At 60.9% G+C, this 21,774-nt stretch carries 21 protein-coding genes; 11 read left to right on the top strand and 10 right to left on the bottom strand.

Features of this window, described 5'->3' with window-relative positions:
* Positions 1 to 2: 2 nt before the first annotated feature.
* The 3 genes from BLU46_RS15730 to BLU46_RS15720 are packed head-to-tail and all read left to right on the top strand — an operon-like array spanning position 3 to position 2,601.
* Positions 3 to 1,082, top strand: a complete 1,080-nt coding sequence (locus BLU46_RS15730) for a COX15/CtaA family protein (RefSeq protein WP_093203278.1) — start codon at positions 3 to 5, stop codon at positions 1,080 to 1,082.
* Positions 1,070 to 1,969 carry a heme o synthase gene (gene cyoE, locus BLU46_RS15725; RefSeq protein WP_063033709.1) on the top strand — a complete coding sequence of 300 codons (900 nt, stop codon included), beginning with the start codon at positions 1,070 to 1,072 and terminating at the stop codon, positions 1,967 to 1,969. Before BLU46_RS15730 ends, cyoE begins: the two co-directional genes overlap by 13 nt.
* Entirely contained in the window at positions 1,966 to 2,601 is a 636-nt protein-coding gene (locus tag BLU46_RS15720; protein ID WP_003214837.1) for an SCO family protein, read from the top strand. Before cyoE ends, BLU46_RS15720 begins: the two co-directional genes overlap by 4 nt.
* A gap of 144 nt (positions 2,602 to 2,745) precedes the next feature.
* Here the strand turns inward: BLU46_RS15720 and BLU46_RS15715 are convergent, their stop codons facing one another.
* The 3 genes from BLU46_RS15715 to BLU46_RS15705 are packed head-to-tail and all read right to left on the bottom strand — an operon-like array spanning position 2,746 to position 5,252.
* Entirely contained in the window at positions 2,746 to 3,519 is a 774-nt protein-coding gene (locus BLU46_RS15715) for a MetQ/NlpA family ABC transporter substrate-binding protein (RefSeq protein WP_093203273.1), read from the bottom strand.
* Between the two features lie 51 nt (positions 3,520 to 3,570).
* Positions 3,571 to 4,245: a methionine ABC transporter permease gene (locus BLU46_RS15710; protein ID WP_063033708.1), complete on the bottom strand. Its 675-nt coding sequence runs from the start codon at positions 4,243 to 4,245 to the stop codon at positions 3,571 to 3,573.
* Positions 4,245 to 5,252: a methionine ABC transporter ATP-binding protein gene (locus tag BLU46_RS15705; protein WP_063033707.1), complete on the bottom strand. Its 1,008-nt coding sequence runs from the start codon at positions 5,250 to 5,252 to the stop codon at positions 4,245 to 4,247. Before BLU46_RS15705 ends, BLU46_RS15710 begins: the two co-directional genes overlap by 1 nt.
* Before the next feature lie 268 nt (positions 5,253 to 5,520).
* Between BLU46_RS15705 and katE the strand changes: the two genes are divergently transcribed.
* Positions 5,521 to 7,662: a catalase HPII gene (gene katE / locus BLU46_RS15700; RefSeq protein ID WP_093203268.1), complete on the top strand. Its 2,142-nt coding sequence runs from the start codon at positions 5,521 to 5,523 to the stop codon at positions 7,660 to 7,662.
* Positions 7,663 to 7,774: 112 nt separating this feature from the next.
* Here the strand turns inward: katE and BLU46_RS15695 are convergent, their stop codons facing one another.
* From BLU46_RS15695 to zur, 4 genes are read right to left on the bottom strand one after another with little or no spacing between them, the layout of a single operon-like run.
* A complete protein-coding gene (locus BLU46_RS15695; protein ID WP_003214825.1) occupies positions 7,775 to 8,494 on the bottom strand; it encodes a PA5502 family lipoprotein in 720 nt (239 codons plus the stop codon).
* 37 nt (positions 8,495 to 8,531) lie between these two features.
* A complete protein-coding gene (gene znuB, locus BLU46_RS15690) occupies positions 8,532 to 9,320 on the bottom strand; it encodes a zinc ABC transporter permease subunit ZnuB (RefSeq protein WP_017477973.1) in 789 nt (262 codons plus the stop codon).
* Positions 9,313 to 10,098 carry a zinc ABC transporter ATP-binding protein ZnuC gene (znuC, locus tag BLU46_RS15685; protein WP_017477974.1) on the bottom strand — a complete coding sequence of 262 codons (786 nt, stop codon included), beginning with the start codon at positions 10,096 to 10,098 and terminating at the stop codon, positions 9,313 to 9,315. The genes znuB and znuC overlap by 8 nt, the downstream gene beginning before the upstream one ends.
* On the bottom strand, positions 10,098 to 10,580 hold the full coding sequence (zur, locus tag BLU46_RS15680; RefSeq protein ID WP_026078035.1) for a zinc uptake transcriptional repressor Zur: 483 nt from the start codon (positions 10,578 to 10,580) through the stop codon (positions 10,098 to 10,100). Before zur ends, znuC begins: the two co-directional genes overlap by 1 nt.
* 58 nt (positions 10,581 to 10,638) lie before the next feature.
* Between zur and BLU46_RS15675 the strand changes: the two genes are divergently transcribed.
* Entirely contained in the window at positions 10,639 to 11,568 is a 930-nt protein-coding gene (locus BLU46_RS15675; RefSeq protein WP_008439631.1) for a zinc ABC transporter substrate-binding protein, read from the top strand.
* A gap of 127 nt (positions 11,569 to 11,695) precedes the next feature.
* Here BLU46_RS15675 and BLU46_RS15670 read toward each other — a convergent pair whose 3' ends face one another.
* Both BLU46_RS15670 and BLU46_RS15665 read right to left on the bottom strand, forming a co-directional pair.
* Positions 11,696 to 12,649, bottom strand: a complete 954-nt coding sequence (locus tag BLU46_RS15670) for a homoserine kinase (protein ID WP_093203263.1) — start codon at positions 12,647 to 12,649, stop codon at positions 11,696 to 11,698.
* Between the two features lie 56 nt (positions 12,650 to 12,705).
* Positions 12,706 to 12,996 carry a DUF2782 domain-containing protein gene (locus BLU46_RS15665; RefSeq protein ID WP_017477978.1) on the bottom strand — a complete coding sequence of 97 codons (291 nt, stop codon included), beginning with the start codon at positions 12,994 to 12,996 and terminating at the stop codon, positions 12,706 to 12,708.
* A gap of 74 nt (positions 12,997 to 13,070) precedes the next feature.
* On the opposite strand from BLU46_RS15665, the gene polA reads away from it, so the two are divergent.
* Complete coding sequence (polA, locus tag BLU46_RS15660) at positions 13,071 to 15,863, top strand: DNA polymerase I (protein ID WP_093203260.1); 2,793 nt, start codon at positions 13,071 to 13,073, stop codon at positions 15,861 to 15,863.
* Between the two features lie 266 nt (positions 15,864 to 16,129).
* Here the strand turns inward: polA and yihA are convergent, their stop codons facing one another.
* Positions 16,130 to 16,771, bottom strand: a complete 642-nt coding sequence (gene yihA, locus BLU46_RS15655; protein ID WP_003214811.1) for a ribosome biogenesis GTP-binding protein YihA/YsxC — start codon at positions 16,769 to 16,771, stop codon at positions 16,130 to 16,132.
* Positions 16,772 to 16,963: 192 nt separating this feature from the next.
* On the opposite strand from yihA, the gene BLU46_RS15650 reads away from it, so the two are divergent.
* From BLU46_RS15650 to BLU46_RS15630, 5 genes are all read left to right on the top strand, one after another.
* Positions 16,964 to 17,266 carry a c-type cytochrome gene (locus BLU46_RS15650; protein WP_063033701.1) on the top strand — a complete coding sequence of 101 codons (303 nt, stop codon included), beginning with the start codon at positions 16,964 to 16,966 and terminating at the stop codon, positions 17,264 to 17,266.
* A 33-nt stretch (positions 17,267 to 17,299) separates the two neighbouring features.
* Complete coding sequence (locus tag BLU46_RS15645; protein ID WP_010168648.1) at positions 17,300 to 17,905, top strand: c-type cytochrome; 606 nt, start codon at positions 17,300 to 17,302, stop codon at positions 17,903 to 17,905.
* A gap of 169 nt (positions 17,906 to 18,074) precedes the next feature.
* The gene (locus BLU46_RS15640) at positions 18,075 to 18,713 is read left to right on the top strand and encodes a thiol:disulfide interchange protein DsbA/DsbL (RefSeq protein WP_063033700.1); all 639 of its coding nucleotides are present in this window, start codon (positions 18,075 to 18,077) and stop codon (positions 18,711 to 18,713) included.
* Between the two features lie 10 nt (positions 18,714 to 18,723).
* Positions 18,724 to 19,602, top strand: coding sequence for an endonuclease/exonuclease/phosphatase family protein (locus BLU46_RS15635; RefSeq protein WP_003214803.1), 879 nt, complete (start codon positions 18,724 to 18,726; stop codon positions 19,600 to 19,602).
* On the top strand, positions 19,599 to 21,707 hold the full coding sequence (locus tag BLU46_RS15630) for a diguanylate cyclase (RefSeq protein ID WP_093203256.1): 2,109 nt from the start codon (positions 19,599 to 19,601) through the stop codon (positions 21,705 to 21,707). Before BLU46_RS15635 ends, BLU46_RS15630 begins: the two co-directional genes overlap by 4 nt.
* Positions 21,708 to 21,774: the final 67 nt, after the last annotated feature.

The following is a 21,774-nucleotide window of genomic DNA, read 5'->3' as shown; positions in this document are numbered from 1 at the left end:
TCATGGCCAAACCTGGATTTCGCCTCGCGCTGTTTGCCACCCTGCTGGCCCTGATCGTGGTGCTGCTGGGCGCCTACACCCGGCTGACCCACGCGGGCCTTGGTTGCCCGGATTGGCCGGGGTGCTATGGCTTTATCAGCGTGCCAAAAAGCGAAGCCCAGCTGGCCCATGCCGAACTGCATTACCCGGATACGCCGGTGGAGTCGGACAAGGGATGGAACGAGATGACCCATCGTTATTTTGCCGGCACCCTCGGGCTGCTGATTGTGCTGTTGGCAGCGCGCGCCTGGACCCATCGGCATCACCCGGGCCAGCCGTTAAAGTTGCCGTTGTTCCTGTTGGCTGTAGTGTTTGCCCAGGCGGCGTTTGGCATGTGGACGGTGACGCTGAAGCTCTGGCCGCAAGTGGTCACCGGGCATTTATTGGGCGGGTTTGCGACGTTGAGCCTGCTGTTTTTGCTGACGCTGCGGCTGTCCGGTGTATTGCCGGCGCTGATCGTGCCCAGGCGTTTGCAGTATTGGGCGACGGCTGGCCTGGTGCTGGTGATCGGCCAGATTGCCCTGGGTGGATGGGTCAGCTCCAACTACGCGGCCGTGGCCTGTATCGACCTGCCGACCTGTCACGGGCAGTGGTGGCCGGCGGCGGATTTCGCCAATGGCTTTCACCTGACCCAGCATATCGGCCCCAATTACCTCGGTGGGCAACTGGACAGTGATGCACGCACGGCGATTCACCTGACCCATCGGATTGGTGCGCTGCTGGTCACCATCGTACTGCTGGGCCTGGCCTGGCAACTCAAGGTGGTCGGCATGACTCGCTTGGCCGGCCTGTTGCTGATCGCCCTGGCGGCGCAAATTTGCCTGGGCTTGAGCAACGTGTATTTCCACCTGCCGCTGCCGGTTGCGGTCGCTCATAACGCCGGCGGCGCGGCGTTGCTGCTGACGCTGGTGCTGGTCAATTACCACGCTCGCACCAGTCTGGTTCGGGTGCGGCACCAGTTGCCGTTCGGCTGGCGCTTCAGCCCGCGTAAACATGTGTCGGGCCTCATGACCCTAAAAGGAGAGATGCCATGGCGACCTTGATCGGCGAGCGTCATAGCCAGGCGATCTGGCGTGACTATCTTGAGCTGACCAAGCCAAAAGTGGTGGTGCTGATGCTCATCACCTCGCTGGTGGGCATGTTCCTCGCCACCCGCGCCGGGGTGCCTTGGCCGGTGCTGATTTTCGGCAACCTGGGGATCGCGCTGTGTGCCGGTGGCGCGGCGGCGGTGAACCATGTGGTGGATCGGCGCATCGATGCGCTGATGGCGCGCACCCATAAACGTCCGCTGGCGGAAGGGCGCGTATCGCCCGTGGCGGCGCTTGTTTTTGCGCTGTTGCTGGCGGTTGTCGGGCTGGCGCTGTTGCTGGCGTTTACCAATCCACTGGCCGCCTGGCTGACCCTGGCCTCGCTGTTGGGCTACGCGGTGATCTACACCGGTTTCCTCAAACGTGCGACGCCGCAGAACATCGTCATCGGCGGCCTGGCCGGCGCCGCGCCGCCTTTGCTGGGTTGGGTTGCCGTCACTGGCCACGTCAGCGCCGAGCCGCTGCTGCTGGTGCTGATCATCTTCGCCTGGACCCCGCCGCACTTCTGGGCCCTGGCGATTCACCGCAAGGAGGAATACGCCAAGGCCGACATCCCGATGCTGCCGGTGACCCACGGCGAGCACTACACCAAGGTGCATATCCTGCTCTACACCTTCGCCCTGCTGGCGGTCAGCCTGATGCCGTATGTCATCCACATGAGCGGCATGCTGTACCTGGTGTGCGCACTGGTTCTGGGCGGGCGCTTTCTGCAATGGGCCTGGGTGCTGTACCGTGGCAGTCGGCCGCACGCGGCGATCAACACCTTCAAGTACTCTATCTGGTACCTGTTCGCGCTGTTTATCGCCCTGCTCGTAGACCACTACCTATTGTTGAACCTATGACTCGAACTCAAAAAACTGTCTTCATTCTGGTGGCCATTGTCGCGTTGATCATGGGCCTGACCGTCAACAAAGTCCTGAGCGGCAAAGGCCAGGGCGACCCGACTGCCTTGATCGATGCGGGCATCATCCTGCTGCCGCAAAGCCGCCAGTTGCCGCCGGTGACCATGACCAACCAGGACGGCCAGCCGGTGGTGGTCAACGAGCTGAAAGGCAAGTGGAGCGTGTTGTTCTTCGGCTACACCTTCTGCCCGGATATCTGCCCCACCACCCTCGCCCAACTGCGCCAGATCAAGAGCGAGCTGCCTAAAGACGTGGTGGATAAGTTGCAGGTGATCCTGGTCAGCGTTGACCCGAACCGCGATACGCCGGCGCAGCTCAAGCAGTACCTCGGCTACTTCGATCCACAGTTTGAAGGTCTGACCGGTGCTAACGTGGACGATGTGCAGAAAGTGTCCAATGCGGTAAGCATTCCATTTATTCCGGCGGACACCAGCAAGCCCAACTACACCGTCGACCATAGCGGCAATCTGGCGCTGATCGGTCCGGACGGCACCCAGCGCGGGTTTATCCGGGCGCCGTTAAACAACCAGAAGCTAGTGGCGCAGTTCCCGGGGTTATTGCAGCGTAAATAAGCCTGCCGACCATTTCCTGAGCGACACAAATCAAATGTGGGAGCAAGCCTGCTCCCACATTGGTTTAGATCGTTCCCACGCTCTGCGTGGGAATGCCGCACTGGACGCTCTGCGTCCGCTTTCGGTCGGGGTTTCGGCCTTGGATCAGAGCGCTGGCAGGATCGCGCCTTTGTACTTCTCGAGAATGAACGCTTTCACTTCCGGTGTGTGCAGGGCTGCTACCAGCTTTTTCACCGCATCCGAATCCTTGTTGTCTTCGCGGGTCACCAGAATGTTCACGTAAGGCGAGTCGTTGCCTTCGATCACCAGTGCGTCCTTGGAGGGGTCCAGCTTGGCTTCCAGGGCGTAGTTGGTGTTGATCAGCGCCAGGTCGACCTGGGTCAGCACGCGCGGCAGGGTGGCGGCTTCCAGTTCGCGGAATTTCAGGTCTTTCGGGTTGCCGGTGATGTCCTTGATGGTCGACAGGATGTTGGTCGGGTCCTTCAGGGTGATCAGGTTGTGCTTGGCCAGCAGCAACAGCGCGCGGCCGCCATTGGTGGCGTCGTTCGGGATCACGACGTTGGCGCCGCTTGGCAGGTCTTCCAGCTTTTTGTACTTGCTGGAGTAGGCGCCCAGAGGTTCCAGGTGCACAGCGCCGACGCTTACCAGGTGAGTGCCCTTGGCTTTGTTGAACTCATCCAGGTACGGCTGGTGCTGGAAGAAGTTGGCGTCCAGGCGTTTTTCGGCAACCTGTACGTTTGGCTGGACGTAGTCGGTGAAGACTTTGACCTGCAAATCCACGCCTTCTTTAGCCAGAACCGGCTTCACGAATTCGAGGATTTCAGCGTGGGGCACCGGGGATGCGGCCACGGTCAGGGTTTCGGCGGCGTGGGCGGAGAACGCGGCAACGGCGGCGAAAGCAACCAGTAGTTTTTTCATTCAACAAGCTCCTTGTTCGGGAATTGGCCGGCTTCGCGCCGGCAATAGCCGTTATTTTCGAGAAAAGTGCACCACCAGCTTGTCGCCGACGGTTTGCAGAATTTGTACCAGGATCAACAGCAGCACCACGGTGACCACCATCACGTCGGTCTGGAAGCGTTGATAACCGAAGCGGATCGCCAGGTCACCCAGGCCACCGGCACCCACCACACCAGCCATGGCCGTGTAGGAAACCAGTGTAATCGCCGTCACCGTAATCGCCGCGAAGATGCCGGGGCGGGCTTCGGGCAGCAAGGCGTTGGTGATGATCTGCCGGGTAGTGGCGCCCATGGCCTGGGTCGCTTCGATAATCCCGCGGTCCACTTCGCGCAACGCGGTTTCCACCAGGCGCGCAAAGAACGGCGTGGCCCCCACCACCAGCGGCGGAATCGCACCGGCAACACCCAGCGAGGTGCCGGTGATCAGCACCGTGAACGGGATCATCACGATCAGCAGAATAATGAACGGCAGCGAACGCAGGATGTTCACGATCAGCGACAGCATCGCGTACAGGCCTTTTTGTTCGAAGAGCTGGCGCGGGCTGCACAGGAACAGCAGTACCCCCAGCGGCAGGCCCAGCAGCACGGTGAACAGCAGCGAGCCGAACAGCATGGTCATGGTGTCGCCGGTGGCCAACAGGATTTCGGACCAGTCGATGTTCGAGAAAAAGCTCAAGAAGATTTCCATTAGCGCAGCACCTCCATGTGGACGTCTGCGGCGGTGAAGGCGGCGAACGCGGCCTCCATGTCACCACCGGTGACGGCGAGGGTCAGTTGCCCGTAGGGAATGTCTTTGATGCGGTCGATACGACCGGCAAGGATGCTGTAGTCCACACCCGTTTCACGGGCGACGGTACCCAGCAGCGGTGCGTAGGTCGCTTCGCCCTGGAACGTCAGGCGCACGATGCGGCCCGGCACGTGAGCGAAGTCATCACGCTGCTCGCCTTCGTCAACCTGCTCGGACTCTTGCACGAAGCGCTTGGTGGTCGGGTGTTTGGGGTGCAGGAACACGTCGGCGACGGTGCCTTGCTCGACGATCACGCCGGCGTCCATCACGGCCACGTGGTCGCAGACCCGGCGGATCACGTCCATTTCATGGGTGATCAGCACGATGGTCAGCTTCAGCTCACGGTTGATCTCGGCCAGCAGTTGCAGCACCGAGGCGGTGGTCTGCGGGTCGAGGGCGCTGGTGGCTTCGTCGCACAGCAGGATCTTTGGCTTGGTGGCCAGGGCGCGGGCGATGCCGACGCGCTGCTTCTGGCCGCCGGACAGCTGCGCCGGATACTTTTTGGCATGGTCGGACAGGCCAACTCGGGCCAGCAGTTCGGCCACACGCAGGTCGATTTCCTTGCGGGAAAGTTCGCCCGCGAGGGTCAGCGGCAACGCCACGTTGTCGGCGACGGTCTTGGAGGCCAGCAGGTTGAAGTGCTGGAAGATCATCCCGACCTGTTGCCGGAAACGGCGCAGGCCGTTGGCGTCGAGGGCGGTGACTTCTTCGTCATCGACCTTGATCTGGCCACCGCTGGGTTCTTCCAGGCGATTGATCAGGCGCAGCAAAGTACTTTTTCCCGCACCGGAATGGCCGATCAGACCAAACACCTGGCCATTTTCGACGCGCAGGTTGGTGGAATGCAGTGCGGGGATATCCTTACCGGCGACCCGGTAGGTTTTATGGACGTTATGAAACTCGATCACGTAGCGAACCTTGTGGGGCGCATTAAAAAGGGATCAGCGGTTAGCCGGGCGCGCATTTTAGCCTGTCCGTATAGCGTTTCTTAGCATTTATTTCTCATCCGACCAGCGATTTGGCAATAACGCGATCAAAGGTCATAAAAAAGGAACGGTACAAAACCGTGTCAGTCACTACATAAGCAACTCGAAATTCCCAGGTGCCGTGCCTGGGGTTTTGCTCAAGAAGAGCCGGGGATCGCTCTGGCCTACGCAAACGAGGAGTTTTTGTCTGATGAGCACTAAAAAGCCAGTCACCCCGCCCAAGAGCGAACTTGCGGGTACCGACACTCTGGACCGTGGTAACACCAACGCCAAGCTGCAAAGCCTGGAAACATTTCGCTCTGACGCTACCGGCCAGGCGCTGCGTACCAACCAGGGCGTGAAGGTTTCCGACAACCAGAACAGCTTGAAGGTCGGCTCCCGGGGTCCTTCGCTGCTGGAAGACTTCATCATGCGTGAAAAAATCACGCACTTTGACCATGAGCGCATCCCGGAACGCATCGTTCATGCCCGGGGTACCGGTGCCCATGGTTATTTCCAGGCCTATGAAAACCATTCGGCGCTGACCAAGGCCGGGTTCCTGCGTAACCCCGAACACAAAACCCCGGTATTTGCGCGTTTCTCCACGGTTCAGGGCCCTCGCGGCTCGGGTGATACCGTGCGTGACGTGCGTGGTTTTGCCGTAAAGTTCTTCACCGACGAAGGTAACTTCGACCTGGTGGGCAATAACATGCCGGTGTTTTTCATTCAGGACGCGATCAAGTTTCCTGACTTCGTGCATGCGGTAAAACCTGAGCCGCATAACGAGATTCCTACAGGCGGCTCGGCCCACGATACGTTCTGGGATTTTGTTTCGCTGCAGCCAGAGTCAGCGCATATGGTGATCTGGGCCATGTCTGACCGGGCGATTCCGAAAAGCCTGCGGACCATGCAGGGTTTTGGCGTGCATACCTTCCGTTTGGTGAATGCCGAGGGGAAATCCAACTTCGTCAAATTCCACTGGCGTCCTACCGTCGGCACCTGCTCCCTGGTGTGGGACGAAGCGCAGAAGCTGGCGGGCAAAGACACGGACTTCCACCGTCGTGACCTGTGGGAATCCATTGAAAGTGGCGATTACCCGGAATGGGAATTGGGCGTACAGATCATCGCCGAAGAAGACGAGCATAAGTTCGACTTCGATATTCTCGACCCGACCAAGTTGATCCCCGAAGAGCTGGTGCCTATCACGCCGCTGGGCAAGATGGTGCTCAACCGCAACCCGGACAACTACTTTGCCGAGACCGAGCAAGTGGCGTTCTGCCCGGGGCATATCGTGCCGGGTATCGATTTCTCCAATGACCCGCTGCTGCAAGGCCGCCTGTTTTCCTACACCGACACGCAGATCAGCCGACTCGGCGGCCCGAACTTTCACGAGTTGCCGATCAACCGTCCGGTCGCGCCGTTCCATAACGGCCAGCGTGATGCCATGCACCGCACCACCATCGACAAGGGTCGCGCGTCCTACGAGCCGAACTCCATTGATGGCGGCTGGCCGAAAGAAACTCCGCCTGCGGCGCAGGACGGTGGTTTTGAGACCTATCCGGAGCGAATCGACGCCCACAAGATCCGTGAGCGCAGCGAGTCGTTCGGTGATCACTTCTCCCAGGCGCGCTTGTTTTTCCGCAGCATGAGCAAGCACGAGCAAGAGCACATCATCGCGGCTTACAGCTTCGAGCTGGGCAAGGTGGAGCGTGAATTCATCCGGGCTCGGCAGGTGAACGAGATCCTCGCCAACATCGACCTCGAACTGGCCAAGCGCGTGGCGCAGAACCTGGGCTTGCCGGCACCGAAGAAAGGCACGGTGCCAGAGCGCAAGACGTCTCCGGAACGTTCGCCAGCGCTGAGCCAGGCCAATTTGCTGTCGGGTGATATCAAGACCCGCAAGGTCGCGATCCTGGCGGCGAACGGCGTTGATGGTGCGGCGATTGATGCGTTGAAGAAAGCGCTGGAAGCGGCCGGCGCACACGCGAAGCTGCTGGGGCCTACCTCGGCACCGGTGACGACGGCGGATGGCACGAGCTTGCCGGTGGATGCATCCATGGAAGGTTTGCCGTCAGTGGCGTTCGATGCGGTGTTTGTGCCGGGTGGTGCCAAGTCGGTTCAGGCACTGAGTGGCGACGGCGTTGCGTTGCATTACCTGCTGGAGGCGTACAAGCATCTGAAGGCGATTGCCTTGGCCGGAGAGGCAAAGCAGTTGCTGGATGTGCTGAAGCTTGAGGCAGATGCGGGGCTGATAGTGGGCGGCGATGCGAAGGCGTTGAAGGCGTTTTTTGCGGCGATTGCCCAGCATCGGGTCTGGGATCGGGAGCCGAAGGCTAAAGCTGTTCCGGCTTAAGCTATTGGTTGATTGTTAGACCGCTTTCGCGAGCAAGCCCGCTCCCACATTTGACCGCATTCCAAAGTTGGAACTCGGTTAAATGTGGGAGCGGGCTTGCTCGCGAATGGCGTTATTCAGTCTTACGCGGAATCAGTACAACCTGCGCCGGAACCTTCTTCAGGATCTGCCGGTGAATCTTCAGGTCATACCCCGAATCAATGCGCTTCACCCGTTTGGTCAGCAGCGTGGCCAGCCATGGATAATCTTCGGTGCGCGGTGCCTGGATGCTCACATCGCACTGGTAATTCACCACATCGGTGGCGATCTCATCCAGTTGATGGCGCAGCGCTTCAATATCGGTGAGGTTCAGCGCAACCGTGGTGCTTGGCGCTGCAGGGTCGATGACCTTGGCGGGCGGCTTGGCCTCAGCGGCTTTCAAGGCAGCCTCGGCTTTATCCAACTCGACTTTACGGGCGTGGGCAATCGCGCTGTTGACGCCACCGGTCAGCGCCGGCGCCTTGGGCATTAAAGCCCGTGCGCGGCTCAAGGCCGTGGCAGCTGCGTTGACGTCACCTTTTTGCAGGACGATCTGACTGCGCTGCAAGTAGGCTTCGGCCAGTTGGCGCTGATAAGGCTCCAGCGCCGGGTCGTTGGGCGACTGGGCCTGCAAGGCGGCCAGCTCGTCTTCGGCGGTGGCCAGTTCACTGCTGGCGAGGTTTTGCTCCAGCTGTGCGATGGCCGCAGCGCGCGCGTCCGGCGCCTGGGGGGCGGCGGGCGGGGTGCTTTGGCAGGCGCCCAGCAGCAAGGAAAATGCGGCAAGGAGCAGATAACGGGCGTTGAACAGCTTCATTCCTGCGACTCTCTAATTGCGCAAAAAGCGAGCAAGTCTACACCCCACGACGGGGCAGGACAAAACTCAGCAGAAACAGGGCGGCCGCCGTGACCACAATCGACGGGCCGGCCGGGGTGTCCTTGAACCAGGACAGCGCCAGGCCACCGCACACCGCAAGCATCCCCAACAGGCTGGCGCCGATCGCCATTTGCTCCGGCGAGCGGGCATGACGCTGTGCCGCTGCCGCCGGGATGATCAGCAGTGATGTGATCAACAATACGCCGACAATCTTCATCGCGACAGCAATCACCACGGCGATCAGCAGCATCAGGGTCATGCGCAGCGCGGCCACGGGCAAGCCTTCGACAGTGGCGAGTTCTTCGTGGACGGTGATCGCCAGCAGCGGGCGCCACAGCGTCACCAGCAGCACCAGCACCGCCGCGCTGCCGCCGAGGATCCACGCCAGGTCGGTGGGGCTGATCGCCAGCAGGTCGCCGAACAGGTAGGCCATCAGGTCGATACGCACTTCATGCATGAAACTCAGCACCACCAGGCCCAGGGACAAGGTACTTGGGGCCAGGATGCCCAGCAGCGTATCGGAAGCCAGCGGCTGGCGCTGTTGCAGGGTCACCAGCAGCACAGCCAGTAGCAGGCAGCCGACGGTGACGGCAATGGTCGGGCTCACATCCAGCAGAAAGCCCATGGCCACGCCCAGCAGCGCAGCGTGGGACAAGGTGTCGCCAAAATAGGCCATGCGCCGCCAGACCACGAACGAGCCCAGTGGACCCGCCACCAGCGCCAGAGCCAAGCCTGCCAGCAGGGCGTAGAGCAGAAAATCAGCCATGCTTGCAGCTATCTCCATGAACGTGGGTATGGGGTGTGGCGGGGTCAGAGACAACAGCGCCATGCAGGTCATGGGCATGGTCGTGATGGTGGTGATAAATCGCCAGGCTCTGGGCGTTCTTGCCGAACAGCTCGACGAAAGCCGGGTCGCCGCTGACCTGCTCCGGGTGGCCGGAGCAGCACACGTGGCGATTTAGGCACACCACCTGGTCGGTGGTGCTCATCACCAGGTGCAGGTCGTGGGAGACCATCAGCACGCCGCAGCCATGGCGGTCCCGCAGGCGGGTGATCAGGCTGTACAACTCGGCCTGGCCGGCCACGTCGACACCTTGCACGGGTTCATCGAGTACCAGCAGTTCCGGCTCGCGCAACAGGGCACGGGCCAGCAGCACACGCTGCATTTCGCCGCCGGAGATACTTTGCACCGGGCTGTCGATCACCTGTTCGGCGCCGACTTCCTTAAGGGCGGACTGCGCGCGGGCGCGGTCTACGCCTGGCACCAGGCGCAGGAAGCGCAGCACTGACAGGGGCAAGGTCGGGTCCACATGCAGCTTTTGCGGCATGTAGCCCACTCGCAGTTTAGGCTTGCGCCATACGCTGCCGCTGTCGGGCTTGAGCAGGCCGAGCACGGCGCGCACCAGCGTGGTCTTGCCGGCGCCGTTAGGACCGATCAGCGTGACGATCTGCCCCGGCTCGACGCTCAGCGCGATGTTATCCAGAACGTTTTGCCCGGCGAACGTGACCCCGACCTGTTCCAGGCGGATTAACGCAGTGCTCATCAAGCCCCCTGGCAGCCCGAGCACACACCGACCACTTCGACGGTTTGCCCTTCGACCTTGAAGCCGACGTCGCCGGCGCTCTTGATGATGCTGTCGCTGATGCTTTTTTGCTCAAGCTCGATGGCGGCGTGGCACTCGCGGCAAATCAGGAACTGGCCCTGGTGCGCGTGTTCCGGGTGGTTGCAGCCGACAAAGGCATTGAGCGAAGAGATGCGGTGCACCAGGCCGTTGTCCAGCAGGAAGTCCAGCGCGCGGTACACCGTGGGCGGCGCGGCGCGGCGGCCATCCTGCTCGCTGAGCACGCCGAGGATGTCGTAGGCACCCAGCGGCTTATGGCTTTGCCACACCAGCTCCAGCACCCGGCGACGCAGGGCGGTCAGGCGCAGGCCTTGGCGCGCGCACAAGGCGTCGGCCTCTGACAGCGCGGTGTGCACGCAGTGAGAGTGGTCGTGGGGACGGCTGGCAAGCGGTGTTTTAGGCATGAGCGGCGACAGATATTTGTGAGAGACGTTATTATGTTACCTGTTCCTGCCTCCTTGAGTGGTCATCGTGTCCAGACTTTTTCCCGTTTTTGTCGTATTTGTCACCAGTTTGCTGCTTGCCGGTGCCGCTCAGGCGGAGGTTCGGGTGCTGACCAGCATCAAACCGTTACAGCTGATTGCCGCCGCCGTGCAGGATGGCGTGGCGATTCCCGAGGTATTGCTGCCGCCGGGCGCCTCGCCCCATAACTATGCGTTGCGTCCTTCCGACGTACGGCGCGTGCAGTCGGTGGACCTGCTGTATTGGATCGGCCCGGACATGGAAAGCTTTCTGCCACGCGTATTGAAAGGTCGCAGCTTGCCGACGGTGGCCGTGCAGGACCTGCCAGGAATGAAATTGCGCCGGTTCGCCGAAGATAGCCACTCCCATGCTGAAGATGCCGACGAGCATGATCACGATCATCGCCCAGGCAGCCTGGATGCGCATTTATGGCTGTCGACGGTCAACGCCCGAGTGATCGCCAACCGTATGGCCGCGGACCTCAGCGCTGCTGATCCGGCTAACGCCGAGCGTTACCAGAGCAACGTGAAGGCCTTTGATGGCCGTATGGATGCGTTGGATGCGCGCTTGAAAGCACGTATGGCGGATGTCGCCGGCAAGCCTTACTTCGTATTCCATGAGGCGTTCGATTACTTCGAAGATGCCTACGGCCTCAAGCACACTGGTGTGTTCAGCGTTGCCGCAGAAGTGCAGCCGGGCGCCCAGCATGTGGCGGCGATGCGCACGCGGTTGCAGGAAGTGGGCAAGACTTGTGTGTTCAGCGAGCCGCCGCTGCGCCCTCGCCTGGCGGAAACGCTGGTGGCGGGTTTGCCGGTGAAGCTGGCCGAGCTGGATGCGTTGGGCGGTTACACGCCGGCCTCCGCCCAAGGGTATGAGCAGGTGCTGGAGAAGCTGGGGAATGACCTGGCTGGGTGCCTGGAGTCGCTCTGACAGACGCCGCATAATCACTGTGGGAGCGGGCTTGCTCGCGAATGGGAGTTTCAGTCACCAGATGCGCTGACTGATCCACCGCATTCGCGAGCAAGCCCGCTCCCACATTTTTGACCGTGTACGATCTTTAGAGGGCGAACGGCAGCGGGGTCTTGACCTGCTGGCGTTGCGCCAAGCGCACTTGAAACTCTCGCGGGTCGTGAATCAGCACGTCCTGCCCGGCGAACGATTCCGCCGCAATCAGGCGTGACAGCCAGAACCGCACACAGGCCACACGCAGCATGGTCGGCCACAGCTCTGCCTCCTTGGCGGTGAACGGTCGCAAGCCCGCATAAGCCCCCAATAATGCCCGTGCCCGCTGGCCGTCGATCACGCCGTCGGCGTCCGAGCACCAGTCATTCAGGGAGATCGCCACGTCGTACAGCATCGGCCCGGAGCAGGCGTTGTAGAAGTCGATCAGCCCGGTCAGGTGCGTACCTTCGAACATCGCGTTGTCGCGGAACAGGTCGGCGTGGATATTCGCCCGGGGCAGCGCAAGGATCTGCACCTTGTGCGCCTCGATCTCATCCAGCGCAGCTTGCAGCAGGCGTTGTTGTTCCGCGTCGAGGTGTGAAATCAGTTGCGCGCCTTCGCTGAGCATCCAGTCCAGCCCGCGATCGGTCTTGCGTTCCAGTACCTTGTCGCCTTGGGTGGCCAAGTGCAGGTGACCGAGCAATTCGCCCACTTGCACGCAATGCTGGGCGTTGGCTTCCTTGATGTGCTTGCCCGCCAGGCGCGGTTGCAACAGCGCCGGTTTGCCTGCCAACTCGCGCAAGGCCACGCCGTCGGTGGTACGCAGGGCGTAAGGCACTGGCAGGTCGGCGTCGTGGAGCACGTCCAGCAGTTCGATGAAGAACGGCATTTCCTGCACGGGGCCGCGCTCGACCAGGGTCAGGACAAACTCGCCCTGTTCCAGGCTGATAAAGAAATTGGTGTTTTCACTACCAGCGGCAATCCCCTGGAAATCAAGCAGGCGGCCGAGCCCGTAAGGGGCAAGAAAGGTTTCCAGCTCGGGCCGAGCCAGGGGGGTGAACACAGACATGGTTAAAACTGCCGTTACGGGCGCTGCGGGGAGCAGCGCCGATTAAAGTTAAGAAATCATTTCCATTCGAAGATCTTCCATGACGGGATCAGCATATCCGGCTGGTCAGAGCGGATGAAGTTCGCATCGGTTCCGTCCGCGCGCACCAGGAAGTAAGGCGGAAAGCCTTTCTGAGTCACCTTGATTGCGTACAGGAAGCCATTTTGGCGGTATTCCTGGATGGTCTTGTCGCCTTCCGTGCGAATGGTGACCTCCGGATCTGCCGAAGGCGCTCCGTCGGCTGCCATGGCGGCCAGCGGAAGGAATGCAATCAAGCCGGTCAACAACAAGCGATTTACTGTACGCATGATAACCTTGTCCCTTTGTCGTCATTGGTCCGGCTATTCTAGCGCCTGACCCGCCGAAAAGGTTGATCCTGCTCATGAGCCAAGCCCCCCTCGTCCTGGTGGACGGTTCTTCTTACCTGTACCGCGCCTTTCACGCGCTGCCGCCGCTCACCACTTCCAAAGGCCTGCCTACCGGCGCGGTCAAGGGCGTGCTGAACATGCTCAAAAGCCTGCGCAAACAGTACCCGAACAGTCCGTTCGCGGTGGTGTTCGACGCCAAGGGCGGGACATTTCGCGATGAGCTGTACGCCGAATACAAGGCCAACCGCGCGAGCATGCCCGATGACATGCGCGTGCAGATCGAGCCGCTGCACCAGAGCGTGATCGCCCTGGGCTTCCCGCTGCTGTGCGTCGAAGGCGTGGAAGCGGACGACGTGATCGGCACCCTGGCCCGCAGCAGCGCGGCCGCCGACCGGGCGGTGGTGATTTCCACCGGTGACAAGGACATGGCGCAGTTGGTGGACGGGCACATTACCTTGGTCAACACCATGACCGGTAGCGCCATGGACGTTGAGGGCGTGAAGGAGAAATTCGGTGTCGCTCCCGAGCAGATCATCGATTACCTGGCGTTGATGGGCGACTCGTCCGACAACATCCCGGGCGTTCCGGGCATTGGTCCGAAGACGGCTTCCGGCCTGTTGGTAGGCGTGAACGGCGGTTTGAAAGAGCTCTACGAGCAGCTCGATATCGTGCCGACCTTGCCGATTCGTGGTGCCAAGACGTTGGTCGCCAAACTGGAAGAGCATAAGGCGAGTGCGTTCCTGTCCTACGAGTTGGCGACGATCAAGATCGATGTGCCGCTGGATGTGGGCCTGGACGACTTGCACCTGATCGAGCCGGATCGCGAGAAGCTGCTGGAGCTGTACACGCTGCTGGAGTTCAAGAGCTGGATTGACGAGATTCAGCGCGATGCCAAGCGTGTTGAGCTGAGCGCCGCCCCATCGGCCGCAGTCGTGGACGAAGCGATTGAAACAGTCGCTCCGGTTTCTGTAGAGCCGGTGTACGAAACCATCCTCACCCAGGCTCAGTTTGATGTCTGGCTGAAGAAGCTCAACGACGCCAAGCTATTCGCCTTTGATACCGAAACCACCGGGATCGACGCTCAGAAAGCGCAATTGGTGGGTGTGTCGTTTGCCGTGCAGGCCCATGAAGCAGCCTACATTCCGCTGACCCACTCCTACATCGGTGCGCCGGAACAGCTGGATCGGGACACCGTGCTACTGGCCCTGAAGCCGTTGCTCGAAGACCCGGAAAAACTCAAGGTCGGCCAGCATGCGAAGTTCGACATGAACATCCTGGCCAATTGCGCCATCGGTGGCGACCCGGCACACGGCATCACCGTGCGCGGCATCGCCTTCGACACCATGCTTGAATCCTACGTGCTGAACTCCGTGGCGACTCGCCACGACATGGACAGCCTGGCGAAGAAGTACCTGGACTACGACACCGTCAGCTTCCAGGACATCGCCGGCAAAGGCGCCAAGCAGCTGACCTTTGACCAGATTCCCCTTGAGCAGGCGGGACCTTACGCAGCGGAAGACGCCGATGTGACCCTGCGCTTGCATCAGGAACTGCACAAGCAGCTCTCTGCGATTCCTACCTTGGCCAGCGTCGTGTCCGACATCGAGATGCCGCTGGTGCCGGTCTTGGCGCGCATTGAGCGTCAGGGCGCCTTGGTGGATGCTGCCCTGCTGGGTATCCAGAGCATTGAGCTGGGCAACAAGATGGTGGACCTGGAGCGCCAGGCGTATGAAATCGCCGGCGAGGAGTTCAACCTGGGCTCGCCCAAGCAGTTGGGCGCGATCCTCTACGAGAAGCTCGGGCTGCCGGTGTTGAAGAAGACCGGCAAGGGCCAGGCCTCGACGGCCGAGGAAGTCTTGGCCAAATTGGCTGAAGACGACTACCCGCTGCCAAAAGTGCTGATGCAGTACCGCAGCATGAGCAAGCTGAAAAGCACCTATACCGACCGTCTGCCCGAACAGATTAACCCGCGTACCGGGCGGGTTCACACGTCCTATCACCAGGCCGTCGCAGCTACCGGGCGGCTGTCCTCCAGCGATCCAAACCTGCAGAACATTCCGGTGCGTACTGCCGAAGGCCGGCGTATTCGCCAGGCGTTTGTCGCGCCCAAGGGCTACAAGCTGCTGGCGGCGGACTATTCCCAGATCGAGCTGCGCATCATGGCGCATTTGTCCAAGGACGCAGGGTTGCTGAATGCGTTCCGCGACGACCTCGACGTGCACACCGCCACGGCGGCTGAGGTGTTCAAGGTTGAGTTGGCTGAGGTCACATCCAATCAGCGTCGCAGCGCCAAGGCGATCAACTTTGGCCTGATCTACGGCATGGGCGCCCAGAAGCTCGGCAAGGACATTGGCGTCGACACCAAGACCGCCAAGGCTTACATCGATGTGTACTTCGCCCGCTACCCGGGGGTTCGCGAGTACATGGAGCGCACACGTGCCCAGGCGGCTGACCAGGGCTACGTGGAAACCTTGTTCGGGCGCCGCCTGTACCTGCCGGAGATCAACTCCAACAAGCCTCAGGAACGTGCCGGCGCCGAGCGTACGGCGATCAACGCGCCGATGCAGGGTACCGCGGCCGATATCATCAAGAAGGCCATGGTCAAGGTCGACAACTGGCTGACGGCCTCGGGCCTGGACGCCAAGGTCATCCTTCAGGTGCACGATGAATTGGTGCTGGAGGTGCGTGAAGACCTGGTAGCTGAAGTCAGCGCGAAGATTCGTGAACACATGAGCGATGCGGCGAAGCTGGATGTGCCACTGGTGGTGGACGTCGGCGTGGGCGACAACTGGGACGAGGCGCACTAAGCCTGGGGCTTGGGCCGCGGCATCATGCTGCGGCAGCGCTTTAGATCGGAAAACGCGGCGGGTTATTTCCAATAGTTTTTTGAACGTGCCGGAACTTAACCCGTGAACTGCTACTCAGAGTTACTGAATGGGTGGTGAAGCCCTTCAATGCTCCTATGTTGTGTTAAGTGTTGGCAGATATCTGGACCCCGCCCTAGCGGTCCGGAACTTGGACCCCGAACTTCCCCTCCCCATACGAAGTCCGGGGTTTTTTTTGCCCCGAGTTTTTACTCGGCGGCTTCCGAACCTTTGTCAGCCAGTTCCATCCAGCCTGCCAGTACCGTATAGGCGTCTTCCAGGCCCATGCGTTTTGGCGCCGAGAACAGCTGGATAGTCACCGCGTCGCCCCAACCCTTACGGATTTCTGCCTGCACTTTGAGCAGGGTGTTCTTGGCTGCGCCGTAGGTCAGCTTGTCGGCCTTGGTCAGCAGGACGTGCATCGGCATGCCGCTGGCGACGGCCCAATCGAGCATCAACAGGTCGAAGTCGGTCATTGGATGACGGATGTCCATCATCAGAATCAAACCCTTCAAACTCTCCCGGCCACCCAGATAGGCTTCCAGGTGACGCTGCCAGTGCAGCTTCAGCGGGATAGGTACTTTTGCATAACCGTAGCCCGGAAGGTCGACCAGACGCCGATCATCGTCTAGCTTGAAGAAGTTGAGGAGCTGTGTGCGCCCCGGGGTTTTCGAGGTGCGGGCCAGGCTGGCGTGGGTCAGGGTGTTCAGCGCGCTGGATTTGCCGGCGTTGGAACGGCCGGCGAATGCGACTTCGAAGCCTTCGTCATCGGGGCATTGGTCGACTTTGGCGGCGCTGAGCATGAAGGTGGACTGTTGGCACAGGCCGAGGATGGGATTCTTGAGTTGCATGAGTTTTCCGATGTGGGCGGTGCCGGGAATAGGTGCGGCAAGCGGTGTCGTTTCCGTTTCAGTAGCGCCAGTATATAATGCCGCAGATTTTGTGTGTGCTTTGTCCCAGCGAAGGATGAAGTTCACGGGAGCGATAGACCTTTATTGCGCATTAGAACGCAAAACGCTCTCAAACCCTGAAAAGGTCGATGTATGACCAAGTGGCTGCTAGCCGTCGGTGTCTTGATGCCACTTTACAGTGCTCAGGCTACACAGGAACCGGAGGCTGTGTACAACCGCGTTTGCGGGGCCTGCCATGCCGGACAGTTGCCCAACGCCCCTAGACGGGGTGACCAGGCAGCCTGGAAGCCAAGATTGGCTCAAGGTATGGACACGCTGGTGCAACACGTGACCCAGGGTTTCAAGGCGATGCCGCCGCGTGGTTTGTGCATGGACTGCAGTACCGAGGATTACCATGCCGTCATTCAGTTGATGGTGAGTAAACCCGGTCCATAACTCTTTAACCCTTAGCCGTAGTTGGATTAGCTGATGAACAAACTGATCGTGAGTCTGCTGTTGACCTTGGGCATCACCGGTGTTGCCCATGCCGCAGGCGACGCCACTGCCGGCCAGGCGAAAGCCGCCGTATGTGGTGCTTGCCATGGACCGGACGGTAATAGCCCGGCGCCAAACTTTCCAAAACTGGCCGGCCAGGGTGAGCGTTACCTGACCAAGCAGATGCACGACATCAAGGACGGCAAGCGTACGGTCCTGGAAATGACCGGCTTGTTGACCAACCTCAGCGATCAGGACCTGGCGGATATCGCGGCGTATTTTGCCAGCCAAAAGGGCAGCGTGGGGGCTGCTGATCCGAAATTGGTGGCCCACGGTGAAGAACTGTTCCGTGGCGGCAACCTGGAAAAAGGCATGCCTTCCTGCATCGGTTGCCACTCGCCTAACGGCGCGGGCCTCGCTGCTGCTGGCTTCCCGCACTTGAGCGGCCAACATGCCCAGTACATCGGCAAACAGCTGACGGACTTCCGCGAAGGCAATCGTACCAACGACGGCGATACCAAAATCATGCAGAGCATCGCCGGGAAACTCAGCAACAAGGACATCGAAGCCGTGTCCCAATACATCCAGGGCCTGCACTAATTGCCCCGGCTACGTTAACGCTCGATTAATCCGTCGATGCAAGCATAAAAAGGGTGGCTTAGGCTGCCCTTTTTTGTGGCCGGTGCCGTTACACTAACGAACTCATGCCCGCGTAGACCTGTCACAACAAAGGTCGCGTGAGGCGACTTTATTTGTCCAGGAGTAAAGCATGCGTAATCTGATCCTCAGCGCCGCTCTCGTCACTGCCAGCCTTTTCGGCATGACCGCACAAGCTGCCGATAATGTGCCGCTTGAAGCCGGTAAAACCTACGTTGAGCTGGCCAATCCTGTGCCGGTTTCCGTACCGGGCAAGATCGAAGTGGTGGAGCTGTTCTGGTATGGCTGCCCGCATTGCTACGCTTTTGAGCCAGTCATCAATCCGTGGGTCGACAAGCTGCCTCAGGACGTGAATTTCAAACGTATTCCTGCCCTCTTCGGCGGCCCATGGGACGCCCACGGCCAGCTGTTTATTACCCTGGACACCATGGGTGTAGAACACAAGGTTCACGCGGCTGTGTTCAATGCCATCCAGAAAGAAGGCAAGCGCCTGGTGAAGCCTGAAGACATGGCCGATTTCGTCGCCACCCAAGGCGTCGACAAAACCAAGTTCCTGGAGACATTCAACTCGTTCGCTGTGAAGGGCAAGATGGCCCAATACAAGGAACTGGCCCAGAAATACGGCGTGCAAGGCGTACCGACGCTGATCGTCAACGGCAAATACCGCTTTGACATCGGCAGTGCCGGCGGCGAAGAGCAAGCGCTGAACGTGGCCGATCAGTTGATCGCCAAAGAGCGCGCAGCCAAGTAAGGGGCCCGTCATGCGTCGCTGGGGTACTGAACGTGTCGTTGGCCTGCATGACCCTAAGGTCAACGAGCACCACCTTGAATCCACGGGCCTGCCGGCAGACAGTCGGCTGCGCCTGCTCAGTTTCAATATTCAGGTGGGCATCAGTACCGAGAAATACCGGCATTACCTGACCCGTGGCTGGCAGCACCTGCTGCCCCACAACGGGCGTGCCGGTAATCTGCAAAAGATCGGCGACCTGCTGGGCGACTTCGATCTGGTAGCCCTGCAGGAGGCCGACGGTGGCAGCCTGCGTTCGGGCTACATCAACCAGGTCGAGCACCTTGCCCAGCTCGGTGCTTTTCCCTACTGGTATCAACAACTCAATCGCAACCTCGGCAAACTCGGCCAGCACAGCAATGGTGTGCTCAGCCGCCTGAAACCGTGGGCGATCGAGGATCACCCGTTGCCCGGGCCAAAAGGCCGCGGGGCGATTCTCGTGCGGTTCGGCGAAGGGCCGGAAGCGTTGGTCGTGGTGATGATGCACCTCGCGTTGGGGGCACGAACCCGCACCCTGCAGTTGGCCTACATCCGCGAGCTGATTGGCAACTACAAACACCAGGTGCTGATGGGGGACATGAACACCCACGCCAGCGACCTGCTACAGAATTCCCCGTTGCGCGACCTTGGGTTGCTGGCGCCGCAAGTCGAAGCCACCTTTCCCAGTTGGCGTCCGCAACGTTGTCTTGATCACATCCTGCTCAGCCCGACCCTGACACTCGAAAGTGTGCAGGTACTGGCGCAGCCCATCTCCGATCACCTGCCCGTCGCGGTAGAGATTCGTCTGCCGGGTTCGCTCACGGCTGATGCATTGCCCGCGTTGAGCCCCGGCCCTCGCGGACCTCTTGCATGAGCGACGACGCCCAGCGTTGGAAAGAAAAATACCTTAAAAGCGTCGAGCAACAAGAAAAGCTCGAACGTCGCTGGGCCGCCCGCCTCGACCTGCTGCGCCGGGGGCTGGTACGCAGCACCCTGGCGGCAGAAGGGACCGACCGTGCGGTTGACCAATGCATGAAGGAAATGCGCGATGTGGTGCGCACCGACGACATGGACGCTGCCCTCGCTGCATTGCTGCCGCGTCTGGAAAAGGCCGTGCTGGATTCGGAGCAACGCCGCGAAACCCGGGTTGACCAGATCGGCAGCGCGTTGACGGCTCTGGTCACTCAGTTGCAGAAACTGCCCTTGCCGCGGGAAGTCAGTCGCCCGCTGAAGGCGTTCGCCAAGCAGCTGGACGGTCGGGTCGGCCAGGCGCGGGAGATCCCGCTGTTGCTGAGTGAGCTGAGCGGCCTCCAGGGGCAGGCGTTGAGTAACCTGGAGCCGGAGGGCGAAACCAACCGTTCGGGCCCGGGGCTGTTGCAGCGACTGTTTGGCGCCAAAGATGCCGCGGCCGAAGCCCCGGAGGTCGACTCACCCACGGCACCCCGCCCGACCGCTCCTGCGCCTGCTGCGCCAAAGCCCAAGCCGGTGGATGAGCCTGAAGCGCCGGCGCAGTCGGCGGAGCTAGCCCAGGCGCTGCGGGCATTTGCACCGCAGCCGAAGGCCCCGGCCCCTGTCGAGTCGCCTCCTGAGCCCGTACCGCAAGTAAAGGCTGCTGAAGCTGTCAGCGAAGCGGCGCCAGTTGCCCCCGCCGTCGTGGCTGCGGCGCCCGTCATCGAGGCGCCCGCTGCGATTATCGAAACGCCGGAGCCCGAACAACCGATCGAAACGGAGGTTGAGCTCGAGAGTGCCCTCGCCGCCATGGTCGAAGTGCCAGAGGTGCAGGTCCGTGAGCCGGAGCGGACAGAGATCGGCAGTCTCTCCCTGCCACCGGTCCTGGCCGACGAGTCGCAAGAGGCGCCCGAGCTGGCAGAGCTGAACCCCGACGAGCTGCAAGCGGATCAGACCTACGCCCTGCCCGACACCCCCGAGCCGTCTTACAGTTCGGTGGCCAAACACATCGAAGACACCCTGCTCGGCTTGCTGGAAGACCTGTCGCTGCCCGAGCGTTATCGGCCCCAGGCCGAAGCCATGCGCGAGCGCCTGACCCATGGATTGAACTGGTACGAACTGCTGCCGATTCTCGATGACCTGGCGGTGTTGATGCTGGCGATCACCGACAGCGGCCAGCACGAGTTTGAAGCCTACCTCAAGCAACTCAACGAGCGTCTCGAGGCGTTCCAGGGGCACCTGCAGGTCGCCAGTGACGGCCACGCGGACAGCCGCTCGGCTGCCAGGGAGCTGGATACCCAGATCCGCGAACAGGTGGATGGTTTGCAAACCAGCGTGCAGGACGCGGCGGACCTGGATAGCCTCAAGCACGTGCTGGAGAGCCATCTTGAGGGTCTGCTGGGTACCATGGACGAACACCAGCACCAGCGTGACCAGCGCGAGCAGGAAGTGGCTGCACGCCTCAAAAGCCTGGCCGAACGGGTCGCCAATATGGAACATGAGGCCCAGGGCTACCGTGAGCATCTCGAGGTTCAGCGCCAGAAAGCCCTGATCGACCCGCTCACCGGTTTACCCAACCGCGCGGCCTGGAGCGAACGCCTGGAGCAAGAGGTCAACGCCTGGCACCAGCGTGGGAATAACCTGTCACTGGCGATGCTGGACCTGGATCACTTCAAGCGTATCAACGACGGCTATGGTCATCTGGCCGGCGACAAGGTGCTGAAGATCATCGCCACGGTGCTCCGAAAACGCTTGCGCCCCAACGACTTCATTGCACGCTTTGGCGGTGAAGAGTTTGTGTTGCTGATGCCCAACTCCTCACTGTCCGATGCCTTGGCCGTAGGTGAAACCCTGCGCGCCGCCATCGAAGCCTGCCCGTTTCACTTCAAGGGCGAGCCGGTGACCATCACGGTATCCATGGGCATGGCGCAATTTCAGCCGGGTGAACGCAGTGACCTGACGCTCAAACGCGCTGACGAGGCGCTGTACCGTGCCAAGGCGGCGGGACGCAATCAGGTGCAGGCGGCCTGAAAATGTTCCATTTTGTTTAAAGCTTCGCATTTGGCCGCCTGGCAGCAAATGGTACGTTACACTGTTG

This window comes from Pseudomonas yamanorum (genome assembly GCF_900105735.1).
In the GTDB taxonomy this organism is placed as follows: Bacteria; Pseudomonadota; Gammaproteobacteria; order Pseudomonadales; family Pseudomonadaceae; genus Aquipseudomonas; species Aquipseudomonas yamanorum.
This window is presented reverse-complemented; position numbering and strand designations above follow the sequence as displayed.